Raw genomic sequence first — 17,610 nt, forward strand, 5'->3', positions numbered from 1 at the left:
CCGGTCGCGGGGTGCGGTGGCGGTAGTGGGGTCGCGGGGTCAGCGGCCGTCGTAGCCGGCTGTCGGCATGGAGAGGCGGCGGTGCACGCGGGCCTTCATCTGGGCGTCGTAGCGGGGCTCCGCCGAGCCGACGGTCTCCACCCGTACCCCGCGCCGCGCGCACTCCGCGGTGAACTCCTCCACGGACGACAGCGCGCTCTCCAGTACCCGCCGGCTCGGCGCGACGAACAGGTCGGTCTCCGGGCGGACCCCGTCCCACAGCACGCTGTGGTCCGGCCTGAGCCCCCGTACCAGCAGTTCGCGGGCGACGACGTAGCCCCGCTCGGCAGCCCAGCGCGCGCACATCGCGTGCTGGCTGCGGGAGTCCACCAGGAAGGGATCGGCGTCCAGCTCCTCGAGCGGCGTCAGACTCGCGATCGCCGTGACCCGCACCGGTCCCATGGTGTTCCCCTCACCTCCGGGTTTCGCCGCCGACCCTACTCCTGCCCGTAGGCTTCGGGGAGTCGCGCGAAGGAGGCAAAGAGGTGCCGGTGGAGGTCACCTGGTGGGGTCATGCCACCTGCACGGTCGAGGACTCGGGCGTACGGGTGCTGACCGATCCCCTGTTCGCCCGCCGGCTCGCCCATCTCCGGCGCCGCCGGGGCGCGCTGCCGCCGCCGGGCGCCTGGCGCGCGGACGTGGCGCTCGTGTCGCATCTGCACGCCGACCATCTGCACGTTCCCTCGCTGGAGCGGCTCGCGCCGGGCACGCGCCTGCTCGTGCCCCGGGGCGCACGACGGGCGGTGCCGGCGCTGCGCCGGCTCGTCCGGCTGCACGTCACCGAGGTCGCGCCCGGCGACGTCGTGCGGGTCCACGACCTGAACGTGCGTGCGGTGCCCGCGCGGCACGACGGGCGGCGGCTGCCGGTGGGCCCGCACCGCTCCCCCGCTCTCGGCTACGTCCTGGAGGGCGAGGCACGCACGTACTTCGCCGGTGACACCGGCCTGTTCGACACGATGGCGAAGGAGGTCGGCCCGGTCGACGTGGCGCTGCTGCCGGTCGGCGGCTGGGGACCGAATCTCGGCGATGGGCACCTGGACGCCGGGCGGGCGGCCGAGGCGCTGGCCCGCCTCGCGCCGCGCAGCGCGGTGCCCGTGCACTACGGCACCTACTGGCCGATCGGCATGGACGCCGTGCGCCCGCACGAGTTCCACACGCCCGGTGACGAGTTCGTGCGCCGGGCGGCCCAGCGCGCGCCCGGCGTGACCGTGCACCGGCTCGGGCACGGGGAGAGCGCCCGTCCGGAGGTCTCCCGGTGATCTGGCTGGCGGCGGCCCCCGCGACGGTCGTACCGCCCGAGTCGACGCAGCAGGCGATCGGGTATCCGTCACTGTTCCTGCTGGTGCTGATCGGGGCGCTGGTGCCGGTCGTGCCGACGGGCGCGCTGGTGAGCTCGGCGGCCGTGGTGGCCTTCCACCACACCGCGCCGTTCACGATGGCGCTGGTGTTCGCGACGGCGTCGCTGGCCGCGTTCCTCGGGGACATGACGCTGTACTGGCTGGGCCGGCGCGGCATGACGTCGAGGAACGGCTCGCGCTGGCTGGAGGCGATCCGGTCGCGGGCGCCGCAGGACCGGCTGGAACAGTCGCAGGCGAAACTGGCCGACCACAACGTGGCCGTGCTCGTGCTGTCGCGGCTGGTGCCGGCCGGCCGTATCCCGGTGATGCTGGCCTGTCTGATGGCGCGCTGGCCGGTGCGCCGTTTCGCCCGCGGCAACGCGCCGGCCTGCCTGGCCTGGGCGGCGACCTACCAGCTGATCGGCGTCCTGGGCGGGTCGCTGTTCAACGAGCCGTGGCAGGGCGTGCTCGCGGCGGTCGCGCTGACGGTGATACTCAGTGTGGTGCCGAGCGTGTGGAGGCGGGTGCGCGGCAGCGCCCGGAAGACGCGGACCTGACGTCACCCGGCGACCGCCCTCCGCCCTCCGTCTCCTTCTTCGGCGACCGCCGCCGGACGGCCCGGAGCCGCGGACCTCGCCCGACCTGCTCGATCAGGGCAGCACCCGTGAACCGCCCACGGGCAGGTCCCACAGGTCCGCGCGGTCCAGGCCCGCCTTCTCCCAGGCCGCGAGCACGCGCGTGAGCGGTTCCAGCACCGGTTCCGCCGACAGCACGAACGTGCCCCAGTGCATCGGCGCCATCCGGCGGGCGCCCAGGTCCCGGGCGGCCCGTACCGCCTCCTCCGGGGCGCAGTGGACGTCGCTGAGCCACCAGCGCGGGTCGTAGGCGCCGATGGGCAGCAGGGCGAGATCGATGCCGGGGTAGCGCTGTCCGATCCGGGAGAACCAGTGGCCGTACCCGGTGTCGCCGGCGAAGTACACGCGCTGTCCGTCGGAGGCGGTGAGGACCCAGCCGCCCCACAGGCTGCGGCAGGTGTCGGTCAGGGTGCGCTTGGACCAGTGGTGGGCCGGCACGAAGTCGAAGCGCACCCCGTCCAGTTCGGCCGCCTCCCACCAGTCCAGCTCGGTGACGGCGGTGAACCGGCGGCGGTGGAACCAGCCGCCGAGTCCGGCCGGCACGAACACCGGGGTGTCGCGCGGGAGCCGGCGCAGGGTGGGGGCGTCCAGGTGGTCGTAGTGGTTGTGGCTGATGACGACCGCGTCGACGCGCGGCAGTTCGCTCCAGGGGATGCCCACGGGGGTGATACGGGCCGGGGTGCCCAGGATGCGGCGGGACCACACCGGGTCGGTCAGGACGGTCAGCCCGCCGATCCGCACCACCCAACTGGCGTGCCCCGCCCAGGACACGGCGACCGTGCGGGCGTCGACGCGGGGCAGCGGGGCGGGTTCGACGGGGATGAGCGGGATGTCGACGAGGCTCTCGCGCGTGGGCCGTATCGCACCCTCGCGGGCGAAGCGGGCCATGGCCTTCAGGCCGGGCAGCGGGGCGGTCAGACGGTCGTGGAACGTCCGCGGCCACACGCGGCGCTCGGCCAGCGGCCGGGGTTCGGCGAGCGGCGGGGAGGGCGCCGCGAGAGGGGGCGTGGGGAGCGACGGGGACCGGGGCGGAGCGAGAGCCGGGGACCGGGAGGGAGAGAGGGCGGAGGAGTGGGTCGGAGAGAGGGCCGTGGAGCGGGTCAAGGGGTGGGGCGAGGGGTGGGGCGACGCCGGATCGTCGTCCTCCCGGCCGGGCGTACTGGTGGTGGTGGTCGACTCGGACTGTTGCGTCATCGAGGAGGCTCCCATCGCTGAGCGTCGTCGCGGAGATCGTCGAGGACCGATTCCACTCGGTTCAACGCGCGTTGCACGTGTGGCAGTTCCAACGGCGTGGGTGAGCTGAGGCATTCCGCGCGCTCCGCCTGAGTGCCCCCCAGCAGGGGACCGGTGGACAAGCGGACGCGCAGTTCGTCGAGTTCGTCGCCGAAGCGGTGGCCGCCCGGGGCGGGCATGGCTAGCCGGGCGGTGAGGAAGTCCTCCAACTCCTGTGCGTCGCCGACTCCGCGGGCGGCGAGCGCGGAGCGCAGCGGGCCGAGGTCGGCGTACAGGTACCGGCCGGCCTGCGGGGGCCGGGCCAGGGCGCCCGCGGCCACGACCGCCGCGTGCAGGGCGGCGGCCACGCGCGCGTGCAGCCCTACGGCGGCTGCCATGTGCGCGGCGACGGGCTCGGGCTCCCGCAGCGCGTAGGCGGCCGGGGCGGCGACGGGTCCGGCGACGCGGGCGCCGAGCGCGGTCAGCACGTCGAGCACGCGCGCGTGCAGGCCGTGCCCGTCCGCGCCGGCCGGGAAGCGGGCGATCGCGGCGGGCCAGGCCGGCGGGAGCAGGGCACCGGCCAGGTCGGCGACGACGGTGACCCGTTCGGGAAGCATCTCCGCCGGACTGAGCACGACGGTGTCGTGCGGGGCGTGCAGCGTGTCGCGCCAGGTCTCGTCGCTGACCAGGTGCAGGCCCTCGGCCGCGGCCGCCTCGGCGCACTGGTGCAGCAGTTCGGGCGGTGCCACCGTCGCCGTGGGGTCGTCGGCGACGGACAGCACCAGCAGCCGCGGGTCACCGCCCTCGGCGCGCACCCTGCGGACGGTCTCCAGCAGGGCGTACGGATCGGGCACGCCGCCGCTCTCGGCGGGCGTCGCCACGTGGAAGACGCCTCTGCCCAGCAGGCGCGCGTACGGCGCCCACCAGGCCGCGCAGGGCCGGGGCACCAGGACGTCGCCGCCCAGCGCGGCGGTCAGCGCGAGCAGCAGGGCGGGGGCGCCGGGTCCTGCGGCGACCCGTCCGGGCTCGACGGGCAGTCCGCGCCGCTCCCAGTAGTCGCAGGCGGACCGCAGGAGTTCCGGGCCGCCGCCGACCGGTTCCTCGTCGGCGCGTTCGGCGGCGGCGGCGAGTACGGCGGTGAGCTCGGGCGGCACGGGCAGTCCGTCCTCGGGAAGCCGCGGCCCGTACCGGACGGGGCCGTGGCCTTCCCCGTCCGTCCACCGCATGCGTGCCTCCGCGCAGTCCTGGCGCCGTGTCCGGTGCCGTGTCCGGTGCCGTGTCCATGGCCGTCGGACCGGTCTTTCGGGCCGTGCCCGTGCCACGGGTGCCCGCGTGCTGCTCCTGCGGTACGAGTCGTGCCCTCGGGCTGTGAGTACCCAGGGTGGCGCCGGACCATGGCCGTCGGCGCGGATGGCGCCCGTCACACGAGCCTCCGGGGCACCTGGCGTGGACCGGGCTGGGCACCGGGCGGGGCACCGGGCGGGTCAGCCCTTCGTCGCGGAACGCCGGAACAGCAGCCGGTGCGCGGCGGCGCCGAGCGCGCCCGCGATCAGGACACCGCCGGCGACCAAAACGGGCACGGATCCGCTGAAGGCGCCGCCCTCGCCGGCCTGCACACCGCCCCAGGACCCCGGGCGACGGCTGCCGTCGCCGATCACCCGGAACGTCGCGCTCCACGCCGCGCCCTTCCCGCCGGGCCGCGCCGGACAGGTGCCCTCGACGGCCCACGTGGAGCCGTGCTCTCCCCCGCCCGGACCGCCGTCGGCCGAGGAAGGGCGCTCCTCCTCGGGGCGCCCCGCGGCGGAGTGCCCGTCGCCCGGATCCCCGTCCGTGGGCTCCTGGGCTGAGGGTTCCTTCGCCCCGGGCTCCTTCGCGGCGGGCTCCCTCGCTGCGGGGTCCTGGACCGACTGGTTCTGGGCGGCCGGGTCCTGGGCCGTGGCATCCCCCTCCGCGGGGTCCTGGGCGCGGGAGGTGCGGGACGCGGCCTCGCCTGCGGGTGCCTCAGGGCCTGCGGCCGCGGCCGTCTCCGGAACGTCCTCGCCCGTGACGTCCTCGCCCGTGACGTCCTCGTCCGCGCCACCGTCGTCCGGCACGTCCCCGTCCGGCACGTCCCCGTCCGGCGACGCGTCCGGGACGTCGGCGGTCGTGGGGGGCTCCACGTCGGCTTCGGCCGTCCGGCCGGCGGTGGAGGGGGCCTTCTGGTCCGTGGAGCGCTGGCCGCCGAGGGCCCCGGAGGAGTCCTCGCCCGTCGCCGGGCCCTTACCCGCCGGGTCCGCGCCCGCCGGGTCTTGACCAGCCGGGTCTTGACCAGCCGGGTCTTGACCGGCCGGGTCCTTCCCCGCCGGGTCCTTACCGACCGGATCCTTCTCCCCCGGATCCTTCTCCCCCGGCTCCTTCTTCCCCGGCTCCTGCTCCCCCGGCTCCTTCTTCCCCGGCTCCGCCTCCCCCGGGTCCCTGCCCGCGGAGCCCTCGTGCGACGGGTCCTCCGCCGTGGCGTGCGGGTCCCGGTCCCGGAGTTGCTCAGCGGACGCGATGCGGGCGACTCCGCGGTAGACGGGGCCGGACTTTCCGGTGCCGGTGCCGGGAACCCGGTGCAGCTGGACCCTGCGCTCGGCGAACGCCTGCGAGACGGCGTCGAGGGTGGCGGGCGCGATCCCGCCGGTGGGGTCGCAGGAGACCGAGACGGTGACGCTGCCGCCCGGCGAGACGGTGCTCGGGCTGACCTGTGCCGTCGGATCGGCGAGGGCGGTCGAGGCGGCGGCGCCCAGCGTGGCGCCGGTCAGCGCGGCGACGGACAGGACATGGGCGGTGCGGCGCATGGGACGGGCTCCTTCGAGCGACGACTGCGGTGAGGGCACGCCGGTCGGTGCCCCGCAGCCATCACAGCCCGCCCGGCGGCCCGGCGCGCGCGGCCGGGCACCATTCGCGGGACGGCAGGGGCCGTGCGGGTGACGGCCCGTGCCGGTGCGGCCTACGCGGCCGTCTCGCGCATGATCTGCTCCCGCATCCGGTTGCAGCACCGGCTGATCAGCCGCGACACGTGCATCTGGGAGATCCCCAGCTGCTCGGCGATGCTGCTCTGCGTCATGTCGCCGAAGAACCGCATGTAGAGGATGGCCCGCTCCCGCTCGGGCAGCGCGGCCAGCCGGGGCTTGACGGCCTCGCGGTCGATCACCGTGTCCAGCGCGGGATCGTACGAGCCGAGGGCGTCGCCGAGGGAGTAGCCGTCCTCGCTGCCGGGCAGTTCCGCGTCGAGGGAGAGCGCGGTGAAGCTGTCCAGCGCCTCCATGCCGACCAGCACGTCCTCCTCGCTCATGCAGGCGTGCTCGGCGATCTCGGCGGCGGTGGGCGGGCGGCCCGGGAGCGTCTGCGACAGGTCCTGGGAGGCGGCGCGGACGCGGTTGCGCAGGTCCTGGACGCGGCGCGGCACGTGCAGGGTCCACATGTGGTCCCGGAAGTGCCGCTTGATCTCACCGGTGATGGTGGGCACGGCGTAGCTCTCGAAGGCGTGGCCGCGGTCGGGGTCGTAGCGGTCGACGGCCTTGACCAGGCCGAGGGCCGCGACCTGCCGCAGGTCCTCGTAGCTCTCGCCGCGGCTGCGGAACCGTCCCGCGAGCCGTTCGGCCATCGACAGCCAGGCCTCGACGATCTCCCCGCGGAGGGCGTCGCGCCGCGCGCCCGCGGGCAGCGCGCGCAGCCTGCGGAAGTCCTCGGCGGTGTCGGGGGCGTCGTCGTGCGGGTGGTGCTTCGCGCTCACTCGAATGGGCATGTTGCGTAGCAACTCCCTGGTCAGTGCTCTCGGTTGGACGGTCACCGGGGGAGCGCGGCCGGGACCGGGACAGGGCCCGTCCGGCCGGGTCGGCGGATCGCCGTTCCCACGGACGTGCCTCCTGTCCGAAGCACATCAGGTTCGACTGCCCACGCCTTCGCGCCGCAAACACCCGCGTCGGGTTTTCCGCGTGCCCACGGGTTTTCCGCGCCCCGACGGGGTGACTCGGGACGCAGCCGAACGCGGTGAACGCTGTCCGTAACCATGTCGAGCCCGGGAGGTCCGCACATGAGCACCAAGGTCTCCGACCACGTCCTGCAACGGCTGCGGGAGTGGGGTGTGGAGCACGTCTTCGGTTACCCGGGGGACGGCATCAACGGCTTGCTCGCGGCGTGGGGCCGGGCCGGGAACCAGCCCCGTTTCATCCAGTCACGGCACGAGGAGATGTCCGCGTTCCAGGCCGTCGGCTACGCCAAGTTCAGCGGCCGTCTCGGCGTCTGCGCGGCCACCTCGGGACCGGGTGCGATCCACCTGCTCAACGGCCTGTACGACGCCAAGCTCGACCATGTGCCGGTGCTCGCGATCGTCGGCCAGACGCACCGCACGGCGATGGGCGGCTCGTACCAGCAGGAGGTGGACCTGCACAGCCTGTACAAGGACGTCGCCTCGGAGTTCGTGGAGACGGTGACGGTCCCCGAGCAGCTGCCGAACGTGCTGGACCGGGCGATCCGCACCGCGTACGCCCGGCGCTGCCCGACGGCGGTCATCATCCCCGGCGACGTGCAGGAGCTCGACTACTCGCCGCCCACGCACGAGTTCAAGATGGTGCCGTCCAGTCTGGGCCGCAGCGCCTGGACGGCGGTCCCCGCGGAGGAGCCGCTGCTGCGGGCGGCGGAGATCCTCAACTCCGGCGAGAAGGTGGCGATCCTGGTCGGCCAGGGCGCGGCCGGGGCGCGCGCCGAGGTGGAGCGGATCGCCGGCCTGCTGGGGGCCGGGGTGGCCAAGGCGCTGCTGGGCAAGGACGTCATCGGCGACGAACTCCCCTTCGTCACCGGCGCGATCGGGCTGCTGGGCACCCGCCCGTCGTACGAGCTGATGCGGGACTGCGACACCCTGCTGACCGTCGGATCGTCCTTCCCCTACACGCAGTTCCTGCCGGAGTTCGGCAAGGCGCGCGGGGTGCAGATCGACATCGACCCGCACATGGTCGGCATGCGCTACCCGTACGAGGTGAACCTGGTCGGCGACGCGAAGGCGACCCTGGAGCGGCTCATCCCGCTGGTCGACGAGGGCCGTTCGCGCGACTGGTACGACACCGTGTGCGCGAACGTCGCACGGTGGCACGAGGTGATGGAGCGGCGGGCGGGCCTGTCGGCCGACCCGATCAACCCGGAGTACGTGGCCCGCGCCCTGGACCCGCTGCTGCCGGAGAACGCCATCGTCAGCTCCGACTCGGGCTCGACGGCCAACTGGTACGCGCGTCACCTGACGATGCGGCCCGGCATGCGGGGCTCGCTGTCCGGCACGCTCGCGACGATGGGCTGCGGAGTGCCGTACGCGATCGGCGCGAAGTTCGCCCACCCGGACCGGCCGGCGATCGCGCTGGTCGGGGACGGCGCGATGCAGATGAACGGCATGGCGGAGCTGATCACGGCGGCCAAGTACCGCGAGCTGTGGGACGATCCGCGGCTGGTGGTGGCGGTGTGGAACAACCACGACCTCAATCAGGTCACCTGGGAGATGCGGGCCATGGAGGGCTCCCCGTCCTTCCTGCCCTCGCAGGAGCTGCCCGACGTGCGGTACGCGGCGTTCGCCCGCTCCCTGGGCCTGACCGGCGTCCGGGTGGAGAAGCCCGAGGACGTCGAGGCGGGCTGGCGGGCCGCGCTGGAGGCCGACGGCCCCGCGGTGATCGAGTTCCTCACCGACCCGGCGGTGCCGCCGATCCCGCCGCACGCGACCTGGGAGCAGATGGAGGCGACGGCCGCGTCGATCCTCAAGGGCGACACGGACCGCGGCTCCATGGTGAAGCAGGGCTTCAAGGCGAAGGTGCAGGAGTTCCTGCCGGGCCGTGAGAAGAGGCAGGACAAGAAGCAGGGAGAGAAGGCCAAGAAATAGGGAAAAGGCAGGGACGGCTGGCAACTGCCGTACGGCAGCGGGCGGTTCAGCGGCGCGGAGAACACCGGCGGGGGCCGGTGGCGCCGTGGACCGCCCGCTGACGTGCCCGCCCGCCCGCGATTGCCGCCGGTAGCCGGTTCCCGTCGCGCCGCTCTTCAAACGCCCGCTCGGCTGAACACCCCCATCGGATGAACTAGCAGGCTGCGCCTTTCCCGGGTCCCCGGCTCGGTGAGATGACAGGAGTCATCACACGGAGAAAGCCGACCGGCGGCCATTCGCCGAGGCCACTCCGCGCAACAGGCTCTCACCCGCCCTGTTGCCTCTCACGAGTTCACCGGATTCCCGCCGGCATTCCCGACGTCCCGGCCCGTGCGGCCGGGGATGCCGGAGATCGCGGGCATCGGGGTCCCGTCCGCGTCTGGAGAGAGATCGATGAGCGCAGAACCCGGCGCAGAACCCGGCGCAGCACCGTCACCCGGTCATCCGGTCATCGCGCGCGTTCAGTACGACAACGACTTCCTGACCGTCTTCTGGGCCGCCGGTCACCACCCGGCGGCGACGTACCGCGTGAAGGTGCTCGGTGACGCGCTCCCGGTCGCCGAGGTGTCCACCGGGCCGGGCAACTCCGCGCGCCTGCCGATCGAGTTGGCTCCGGGCCGGGAGTACGAAGTGACCGTGCGGATGTCCGCAGAGGGCGCACCGCCCCTGTGGTCGGCGCCGGTGCCGGTCACCGCCGACGTGGTCACCGTGGAGCGGGCGGAGACCGATCCGGCGACCGGCGCGCTGACCCTGTCGTGGCAGGCGGCCGAGACGGACGAGTTCCGGATCCGGGTCACGCTGAACGGCACCCCCCGCGAACCGGAGTCCGTCGCCACCGGCCGTTCCACGGTCCTGGACCCCCTGCCGCCCGGTGCCGCCGCGACCGCCGCGACCGCCCGCGTCCGCCGCCGCGGCGACGCGCTGAGCATCGGTCCCTACGGTCCCGCCGTGGTGCTGCCGACGCGGCGCCCCGACGTGCTCGCCGCCAAGTTCGCCGCCGGCACCCTGTCCACCACCTGGACCGCCGTGCCCGCGGCCGACGGCTACCGGGTCAGCGTGCTGCACCGCGGGCGGGTGACCTACGAGTCCCGGGTCCCGGCGTCGACGACGACGTTCCACGCGATCCCCGGTATCAGCGACGAGATGGACTGCTCGGTCGTCGTGCAGGCGTTCACCGCCGTCGGCTCCGGCCCGCCGTCCCTTCCTCTTCCGGTGCTGCACGTGGCCCCGAGGGTGACGGCGGTCCGCTCGGACGGGACGCTCCTGACGGTCGGTGTCGTGCCACCGCCGGGGCTGGCGCCGACCGCCTACGACGTGACCCTGTCCCGTGACGGCACACCGGTGCACAGCGCGTCCCTCACCGCCGCGGCCCGCCTGTCGCTGCCCGTTCCGCAGCCGCCGGCGCCGGGGGCGGCGTACACGGTCTCGGTACGCGCCCGGTCCGGGCGGTCGACCGGACCGGCGACGACGGCGCCGGTCGTGCCGGCCGCTCCGTCGATCACCGCCGTCACCTGCGGCGAGCGGCTGGTCGTCACCGCTTCGGCGAGCGGACTGCCGCAGGGCGCCCGGGTGGAGGCGGTGCTCCGCGCCGACGGCGCGGAGGAGCGTCCTCGGCGGGTGGGCGCCGACGGCACGGTCGACTTCCCGCTCCCCGACGGCCCCGGTCCGGCCACCGTCGCGGTCCGCGCGGTCGACGGCGTCGCCACCGGTCCCTGGTCGGCGCCGGTCACCGTTCCCACCGCGCCGGTGCGGTTCACGCTCGCCCAGGCCGACGGCGGCCGGGTCCGCCTGGCGTGGACAGGTGCGCCGGACGCGACGTACCGCGTCACCGTGGGCGACACCGCCGTCGTGACCCGGGGCCAGAGCGCCGAACTGCCCGCCACCGCCGACGCGGCCACCGTCGCCGAGGTGTCGGGCGTGGCCACCGGGCCGCCCACCGCCGTCGCCCTGGTCACCTCGGCCCCGCAGATCGTGCGGGCCGCAGTCGACGCGAACCGCCGCGTCACCCTGGCGTGGACGGTCTCCGGGCTGCCGCTGATGACCGGTGTGCAGCCGGTGGTCCGGTGGGACGGCGCCGAGGTCACGCTCGACACGCAGCGGCCGACGACCAACCCCATCGTGCTCACCCTGCCGGACGACATCCCCAACTCCGCCAGCGTCGCACTGCGCGGCCTCACCCTCACCGGCACCAGTCCGTCGGGCAACTCCGTCGCCCTGCTGACCGTCGCCCCCACCGGGCTGCGGGTGTCGTACGACGGGGCGGTCGTGACGGCGGCCTGGGACCCGGCCCGCAACCCGCTGGTCGACCGGTACGCCGTGTCCGTCACCGCCCCGGGCGAGCCGGAGGTCCTGGTGACCACCGCCGAACCCCGCGCCCGTGTCACCTACGCGCCGGCCGCCGCGCTGCCCACCGAGGCGGTGGTGACCGTCGCGGCCATGGCCGGCGGCATCGCGCGCGGCCTGCCCAGCGCTCCCGTCGCGGTGTTCGAGCGGGCGCTGTTCGCCGGCGCGGCACGCATCGCGCCGCAGCCGGGCCCGGCGCTGGCGCCCGCGGACATCACGCTCGCGCTGCCGGAACTGTTCGCCACCCCGCTGACCTCGGCCGTCGCCCTGCCGCTGGGGCTCACCCTCGCCCCCAGCCCGTCCACGCCACACCCCTGCACGCTGCGGGTCCCGGCGAACAGCCCGGTGTGGGACTTCACCCACCGGCCGGACCTGGTGACGCAGTGGCCGGCGCTGCTGGCGCGCCTCCAGACCCTGGGCATCACCCCGTACGGGGTGGCCGCGCTGTCGGAGGCGGTGTCGCGCTCCCTGCCGCAGACCTTCCCCGAGACCCTCTACCTGGCCTACGGCCTGCGCTTCGACAACGGCTGCCTGGACCTGCGGCCCGGCGTGATCCTGCGCGTGGAGTACGAGGGCTTCCAGGTGGTGTCCGGCTCCCAGGGCACCGCGCTGTCCGGGTACGTCACCACCGCCTCCGCCGACTACGAGGTCACCGCCCACGACCGCTCGGGCAGGTGGACGAGCGGCCTGGACGCGTTCCTCGCCGCACTCACCCGGCAGGGCGTCGTGGTACCCGATCCCACCGGGCCGGTGCCCGGCCAGCTGTACGGCGGCGGCGGGGTCCTCGACCTGTTCGCGCCGACGCTGCAGCAGCCGTTCACGCGCCTGGTCTACCCGCCGACCGTGCTGCCGGCCACGTCGCCCGGCTCGCTGTTCCCGCAGCAGCACCCGGTGCTCCTGGCGGCCGCCACGCCGGACGCGCTGGACGCGGCCACCGAGAACGTCCGGCACCGCAATCCGCCGGGTCCCGGCGCGGCCGCGGCCTACTTCCGCGGCCGTGCCACGGTCCGCGCCCTGGTCCGCGTCACGGTGGACGGCGCACCCCGCGAGGTGCCGCTGGGCACCACCCTGGGCGACGTGCTGGCGGGCGCCGCCCGGCGGCCCCCCGCGTTCACGCTGCCGCCGGGGCCGGTGACGCTGCGCCGGCCGCGTGCCGCAGCGGTTGCGGCGGACGGACCGGCGGACGGACCGGCGGACGACTGGCGGGTCGTCCTCGGCTGGCCGGATGTCGCCCCGGCCGCGCTCGACCTGCCGCTGCTGCACGGCGACCGCGTCGACACCGTGGCGGGAGACCTGCCATGACCGAGCCGGTCTTCACCCGCGCCGGCACGACGCGCCTGTACTGGGCCGACCCCGCCGACCCGGTGGCCGCGTTCCGCGCCTCCGACCCCGACGCGCTCGGCGCGACGGCGACCCTCACCCGCACCTGGCAGGACACCGGCGGCTGCTACGTCTTCCTCGGCGCGCCGGCCGCCGACGCCACCGCACTGGCCGCCGCGCTGACGACCTGGCTGGGCTTCTTCCCGCCGACGGCCGCGCCGCGCTTCGTCTGGCTCCCCGACCCGGACGCGCCGCCGACCGCGTGGGCGGCGACGGCCATGACCGGGCAGCCCGGGCCCGGCTCCGCCTGGACCGGCCACGGCGCGACGTTCCAGCTGGCCGAGTACCAGCTCACCGTGTCCGGCGGCAGCACGGTGGCACCGGCCGAGACCGCCGCCGGCTGGGGGTTCTCCGTCGCCGACACCGCGACCTGGCCCGCCGCCGCGCTGTACTCGCCGACCGACCTGTTCCCCGCGCGGCCGGGCACCACGCTGCTGAGCATGGACGCCGGCCGCACCGGCACCTGGCGGCTGGTCACCGACTCCCCGGCCGGCAGCGACGCGTTCGCCCGGCTCGGCGCGGAGATCCGGTTCTTCCTGCCGGGCGCCGACGGCCAGGCGGAGACCGTGCGCTTCCCCGTGCTGCGCCAGGCGGCCGACGCCGGCCTCGCCCTGTACGCGCAGATCGATCCGCTGCGGCCGCTGGACGGCGAGCGCACCCGGCTCGGCCTGCTGCCGTGGTCGCCGGGCGGCGACGTGCCCGGCGCGCTGCCGTCGGGCCACGCCACCGTGCTGGGACACGACGTCACCCTGCGCCCGCTCGCCCCGGACGCGGGCGGCCCGCCGGGGCTGGTGTTCGCCGTCGCGCCCTACCTGGTCGGCGAGCCGGTGAACGCCGGCCTGTATCTGGTCCCGTCCGGTCCGTTCGCCGTCGACGCCGGGCCGGACGGCGGGCGGGTCATGTGCGGCGCCTCGGCGCTGGAGTACCTGGGCGTCCCCGCCGAGGGGTGCGTGCTGACGTACGAGCCCGGTCATCCGGCATACGCGCCGCGGGACGCGGCGGCGGGCGGTCCGCTCACCTCGCTGGGCACCACGTCCTGGGTGCGCGTCGCGCCGCCGCCCGGCACCGCGGGCCTCACCTACTACAGCCAGCCGGAGGACGCGCCCCTGCACACCGACCCCGTCGGCGGCGCCGAGGCGGACGGCGGTGTCCGGCTGCTCGGCTACCACGAGGTGCCGGCGGCCGACGCGAGCCGGGCGGCCTTCCCGATGGCCCCGTTCCGCGCCCTCGCCCCGGAGTCGGTCGCGTCGGCGCTCGAGGTGGAGCGCGGCGCGGTCGCGCCCGCCCGCCGCGCGGCGCTGCTGCCGGCCGGGGCGACGGGCGTCGGCGAGGACGACGCAGGCGAGTCGGGTGGCATGGGCGACTCGGACGACTCGGCTGACTCGGCTGACTCGAGTGACTCGCGTGACTCGGCTGACACGGGTGGCTCGCGTGACTCGGCTGACTCGGGCGACGAGACCATCGCCGTCACCCCGCAGGGGCTCGCCGTCGGTCTGGCCGCGGACCAGAGCTGGAACTGGCTCGGCATCGGCCACAGCGGTGATGCGTCGGCCGCCCTGCCGGACCTGCGGTTCACCTCCGTGACGGGCCCCTTCCGGCAGGCCATGCAGACCAACGACCTGTTCCTGGTCCTGGGCGACCCGGCCGAATTCCACCGCTTCGGCTCGGTCCCCTACCTGCTGACCACCGCCGATCTGGACATCATCGCCACCGTCACCGCCGACCGCGGCGGCGTGCGGCCGGAGGTGCTGGCCGCGGTGCGCGGCCGGCTGGCCGACCGGGAGTACGCGACGCGGCCGGAGTTCACCGAGGCGCTGACCGCCGCGTCACCGGACATCACCCCCGAGGAGACCCAGGTCTTCCTGCGCCACGGCGGGCAGCTCACGCCCGTGGTCGGCGGCTGGCCGTTCCGGCTGAGTCCGGACAACTGGCGCGACGGCACCTTCCTCATCGTCAAACTGGGCCTCGGCCGGGCCGTCGGCGAACTCGTCGAGGACATCCCGTCCTGGGCGTGGCCCGAGGCGGCGGCCGGCCCCGGGCACGCGGCGGACGCCCGGGCGGCGATCCGCGCGGTGATCGAGGCGGCCCGCCGGGAGCCGGCCGACTCGCCCTACGGCGACTTCGTCAGGGTCGTCGACGACCCGCGGTGGACGGGGATCCTGGCGCTGTCGGCCGACGTGCCGCTGGAGCGGCTGCCCGCCGAGCTCCAGATGCTGGCCGCCGGCATCGACCCCACGGCGTTCGCCGCGCACCACGTCGGGATGTCCCTCACACCGTTCCGCATGGCGGACGGGCAACTGGTCTTCCAGCGCTCGTCGATGTTCGGACTCATCGACCACCGCAACCCCGAGGACCAGTACTTCACGGAGAACATCGCCTACGCGTTCCGGGTGCTCAGCCTCACCGTCGGGGTGCGCAACACCCTCGTCACCACCTTCACCAGTCGCGCCGAACTGCTGGTCAACCGCCTCTTCGGCGCCCCGGCGCGGCTGCTGCCCAGCACGCACGGCAACAACGTCGTCCTCGACGGCGCGCTCCAGCGCCAGCAGCTCCCCGACGGCACGGCACACGACGCCTACGTCTTCGCGGCGACCGGGGAGAACGCCTTCCTGCTCGACGGCCCCGTCCTGGGCGGCGTCCAACTGCTGTCCACCCGGCTGGTCACCGCCAAGCCCGCCGACCCCGCGGCGAAGGACGCCACGGTCCGGGCGGTGTTCCTCCTCGGCGGCAATCTGCGCTTCCACGAACCGGAGGGCTTCGACCCGTTCTGCTGGGGGGAGCAGAGCGCCTCGGGTGAGGACGGCTATCTGCGGTTCGACGGCCTGGGCATCGAGATGTCGTTCACGCTGGGCGACCCGGCGGGGTCCACGGTCTTCACCCTGCGGGACGGCGACCTGTCGTTCGACCCGGCGCACAGCAAGGCCCGCCCGGAATCGCTGGTCAACCGCTTCCCGATCCGTCTCGACGGGCTGATCGCCACCCCGGACCCACGACTGGCCCAGGGCGCCCCGCCGGCTCCGCGGACACCGGCCGACCTCGGCTACGTGTCGGCCGGCGCTCCCCTGGAGCAGTCCGTGCTGACGCAGCCCTGGTACGGCCTGGACTTCACGATCGACCTGGGCACCCTCGGCGCGCTCGCCGGCGCGGAACCGCTGGCGCTGAAGGTCCTCGCCGCGTGGAGCCCGGGCGGCGGGGAGCGGGAACCGGGCCTGTACCTGGGTGTGCGGCTGCCGGGCGCGGACGGCCTGCTCGGGGTCAGTCTGCCGTTGCAGGGCGTGATCAAGATGGGCTTCCGGTCGGTGGAGTTCCACGCCGACGACCCACCCGGCGGCCCGCGCTCCTACACGCTGCGGCTGCGCGACTTCGCGCTACGGCTGCTGGGACTGGCGTTCCCACCGGGCCACAACGACGTGGTGCTGTTCGGCAACCCCGACCAGAGCGGCCCGGCCAAGGTCGGCTGGTACCTGGCCTACGCCTCCGACACCGACCCCACCCGCCCGGCCCCACAGCCGACCCGGGCCGAGATCACGGAGCGCCGCGCGGAAACGCGTTCCAGGAAGGAAGGCTGACCATGCCGCGGATGACACGCGTCAAGCTGCTGTATTGCGGCCAGGGAATGACGACACTGGTCGAGGTCTATGACAGTGGGAACGCCGACGGTCCCGCCGACTACCTGGCGCTGGTCGACTGCGGGGGTGACGACGGCGGCGGAGCGATCGAGTACATCGCGGGCAAGGTCCAGGCCTCCCGCAACAAGAGACTCGACCTCATCGTCATCTCTCATCAGGACAACGACCACAATGAGTTGTTGGCACCGCTCGCGGCCAGACTCGACAGCCTCGGCGGGGTGACGCTGGGAGATGTCTTCCTCGGCGGACGCCTTTGGGGAGACCGCAACAAGAAGACGGTGAAAGATTTCGCCTCGACCTTCGGGCTCGCCCTCGAAGGCGCCCAGTTCAATGCGGCGTGCCACAGCGACTACCTGGGAGTCAGCGAGCGTTCGGGCCTTCGCTTTCTCAGCAGCTACGGCGATGGCGGTCCGGACGACGTCTTCGTCCGGGTCCTCGTCGCGAACCTGCCTCTCAGCGGGCGAGCGGACCTGGTGAAGAACGGGACGTCGGCTGTCGTGGTCGTGGAGAACGGCCGTGACGCGGTCATCCTGCCGGGTGACGCCACCTACGAGACCATGCGGTGGATCAACGCCCTGGCGCGATTCGACAGACTCCTGCCGACGCACGGCGTCCTGGGCATGGAGATCCCGCACCACGGCGCACTGCGCACCTCGGTCGAGAGATACCTCGCGAAGGGCAAGGTGAGCGACTTCAACTGGAACATCCTCTACTCCTTCGCCGAACTCACCATGAAACCGAAGGCCATCGGGGCCAGTTCGGGTCACGACAACTCATTCCACCACCCGCTCGAAGAGGTCCTTGAACACTTCACCGGGACCACACATCCCGCACCGTCACACACCTACGTCTCCTACGGCTTCACATCCCGGGAGTGGGACACGCGCCTTTCAGAGCGAGCCGTCTACACCACCGTCTCGGGGTTCAGCCGGTCGGCTCCGTGGCCCGTGACCCGTTCCCAGGGAAAACCCTTCGAATACGGCGACATCTGGTTCAACATCACGTCGCTCGGGGTGGTCCGGCCCGAAGAAGTCATGGAGTTCAAACCACGCGGAAAACAGGGCGCCCGCCTCGCCGGAGTCGCGCCGCTCCTGGCCCCCGCCCCGTAGGAG

General features: G+C 74.3%; 11 protein-coding genes. 6 read left to right on the forward strand and 5 right to left on the reverse strand.

Going from position 1 to position 17,610, the window contains the following annotated elements; all coding sequences use genetic code 11:
• Window positions 1-39: 39 nt before the first annotated feature.
• Window positions 40-441 carry a hypothetical protein gene (locus ACH4ZX_RS16840; protein WP_398272790.1) on the reverse strand — a complete coding sequence of 134 codons (402 nt, stop codon included), beginning with the start codon at window positions 439-441 and terminating at the stop codon, window positions 40-42.
• Between the two features lie 83 nt (window positions 442-524).
• On the opposite strand from ACH4ZX_RS16840, the gene ACH4ZX_RS16845 reads away from it, so the two are divergent.
• Both ACH4ZX_RS16845 and ACH4ZX_RS16850 read left to right on the forward strand, forming a co-directional pair.
• Window positions 525-1,298 (forward strand): MBL fold metallo-hydrolase, encoded by a 774-nt coding sequence (locus ACH4ZX_RS16845; protein WP_398272792.1) that lies wholly within the window; start codon window positions 525-527, stop codon window positions 1,296-1,298.
• Window positions 1,295-1,933, forward strand: a complete 639-nt coding sequence (locus tag ACH4ZX_RS16850) for a DedA family protein (protein WP_398272794.1) — start codon at window positions 1,295-1,297, stop codon at window positions 1,931-1,933. The genes ACH4ZX_RS16845 and ACH4ZX_RS16850 overlap by 4 nt, the downstream gene beginning before the upstream one ends.
• 93 nt (window positions 1,934-2,026) lie before the next feature.
• Here the strand turns inward: ACH4ZX_RS16850 and ACH4ZX_RS16855 are convergent, their stop codons facing one another.
• The 4 genes from ACH4ZX_RS16855 to ACH4ZX_RS16870 form a co-directional block, all read right to left on the reverse strand.
• On the reverse strand, window positions 2,027-3,205 hold the full coding sequence (locus tag ACH4ZX_RS16855; protein WP_398272796.1) for an MBL fold metallo-hydrolase: 1,179 nt from the start codon (window positions 3,203-3,205) through the stop codon (window positions 2,027-2,029).
• Entirely contained in the window at window positions 3,202-4,449 is a 1,248-nt protein-coding gene (locus ACH4ZX_RS16860; RefSeq protein ID WP_398272797.1) for an aminotransferase class I/II-fold pyridoxal phosphate-dependent enzyme, read from the reverse strand. Before ACH4ZX_RS16860 ends, ACH4ZX_RS16855 begins: the two co-directional genes overlap by 4 nt.
• Before the next feature lie 258 nt (window positions 4,450-4,707).
• A complete protein-coding gene (locus ACH4ZX_RS16865; protein ID WP_398272798.1) occupies window positions 4,708-6,042 on the reverse strand; it encodes a hypothetical protein in 1,335 nt (444 codons plus the stop codon).
• Between the two features lie 152 nt (window positions 6,043-6,194).
• Window positions 6,195-6,992: an RNA polymerase sigma factor SigF gene (locus tag ACH4ZX_RS16870; RefSeq protein ID WP_398272800.1), complete on the reverse strand. Its 798-nt coding sequence runs from the start codon at window positions 6,990-6,992 to the stop codon at window positions 6,195-6,197.
• A 288-nt stretch (window positions 6,993-7,280) separates the two neighbouring features.
• Between ACH4ZX_RS16870 and ACH4ZX_RS16875 the strand changes: the two genes are divergently transcribed.
• The 4 genes from ACH4ZX_RS16875 (at window position 7,281) to ACH4ZX_RS16890 (ending at window position 17,607) form a co-directional block, all read left to right on the forward strand.
• Complete coding sequence (locus tag ACH4ZX_RS16875) at window positions 7,281-9,107, forward strand: thiamine pyrophosphate-requiring protein (RefSeq protein WP_398272802.1); 1,827 nt, start codon at window positions 7,281-7,283, stop codon at window positions 9,105-9,107.
• Between the two features lie 432 nt (window positions 9,108-9,539).
• Window positions 9,540-12,791 (forward strand): hypothetical protein, encoded by a 3,252-nt coding sequence (locus tag ACH4ZX_RS16880; protein ID WP_398272804.1) that lies wholly within the window; start codon window positions 9,540-9,542, stop codon window positions 12,789-12,791.
• Window positions 12,788-16,438, forward strand: coding sequence for a hypothetical protein (locus ACH4ZX_RS16885; protein WP_398272806.1), 3,651 nt, complete (start codon window positions 12,788-12,790; stop codon window positions 16,436-16,438). Before ACH4ZX_RS16880 ends, ACH4ZX_RS16885 begins: the two co-directional genes overlap by 4 nt.
• An 11-nt stretch (window positions 16,439-16,449) precedes the next feature.
• A complete protein-coding gene (locus ACH4ZX_RS16890) occupies window positions 16,450-17,607 on the forward strand; it encodes a hypothetical protein (protein WP_398272807.1) in 1,158 nt (385 codons plus the stop codon).
• Window positions 17,608-17,610: the final 3 nt, after the last annotated feature.

The organism is Streptomyces sp. NPDC020490, assembly GCF_044335305.1.
Classification (GTDB): Bacteria; Actinomycetota; Actinomycetes; order Streptomycetales; family Streptomycetaceae; genus Streptomyces.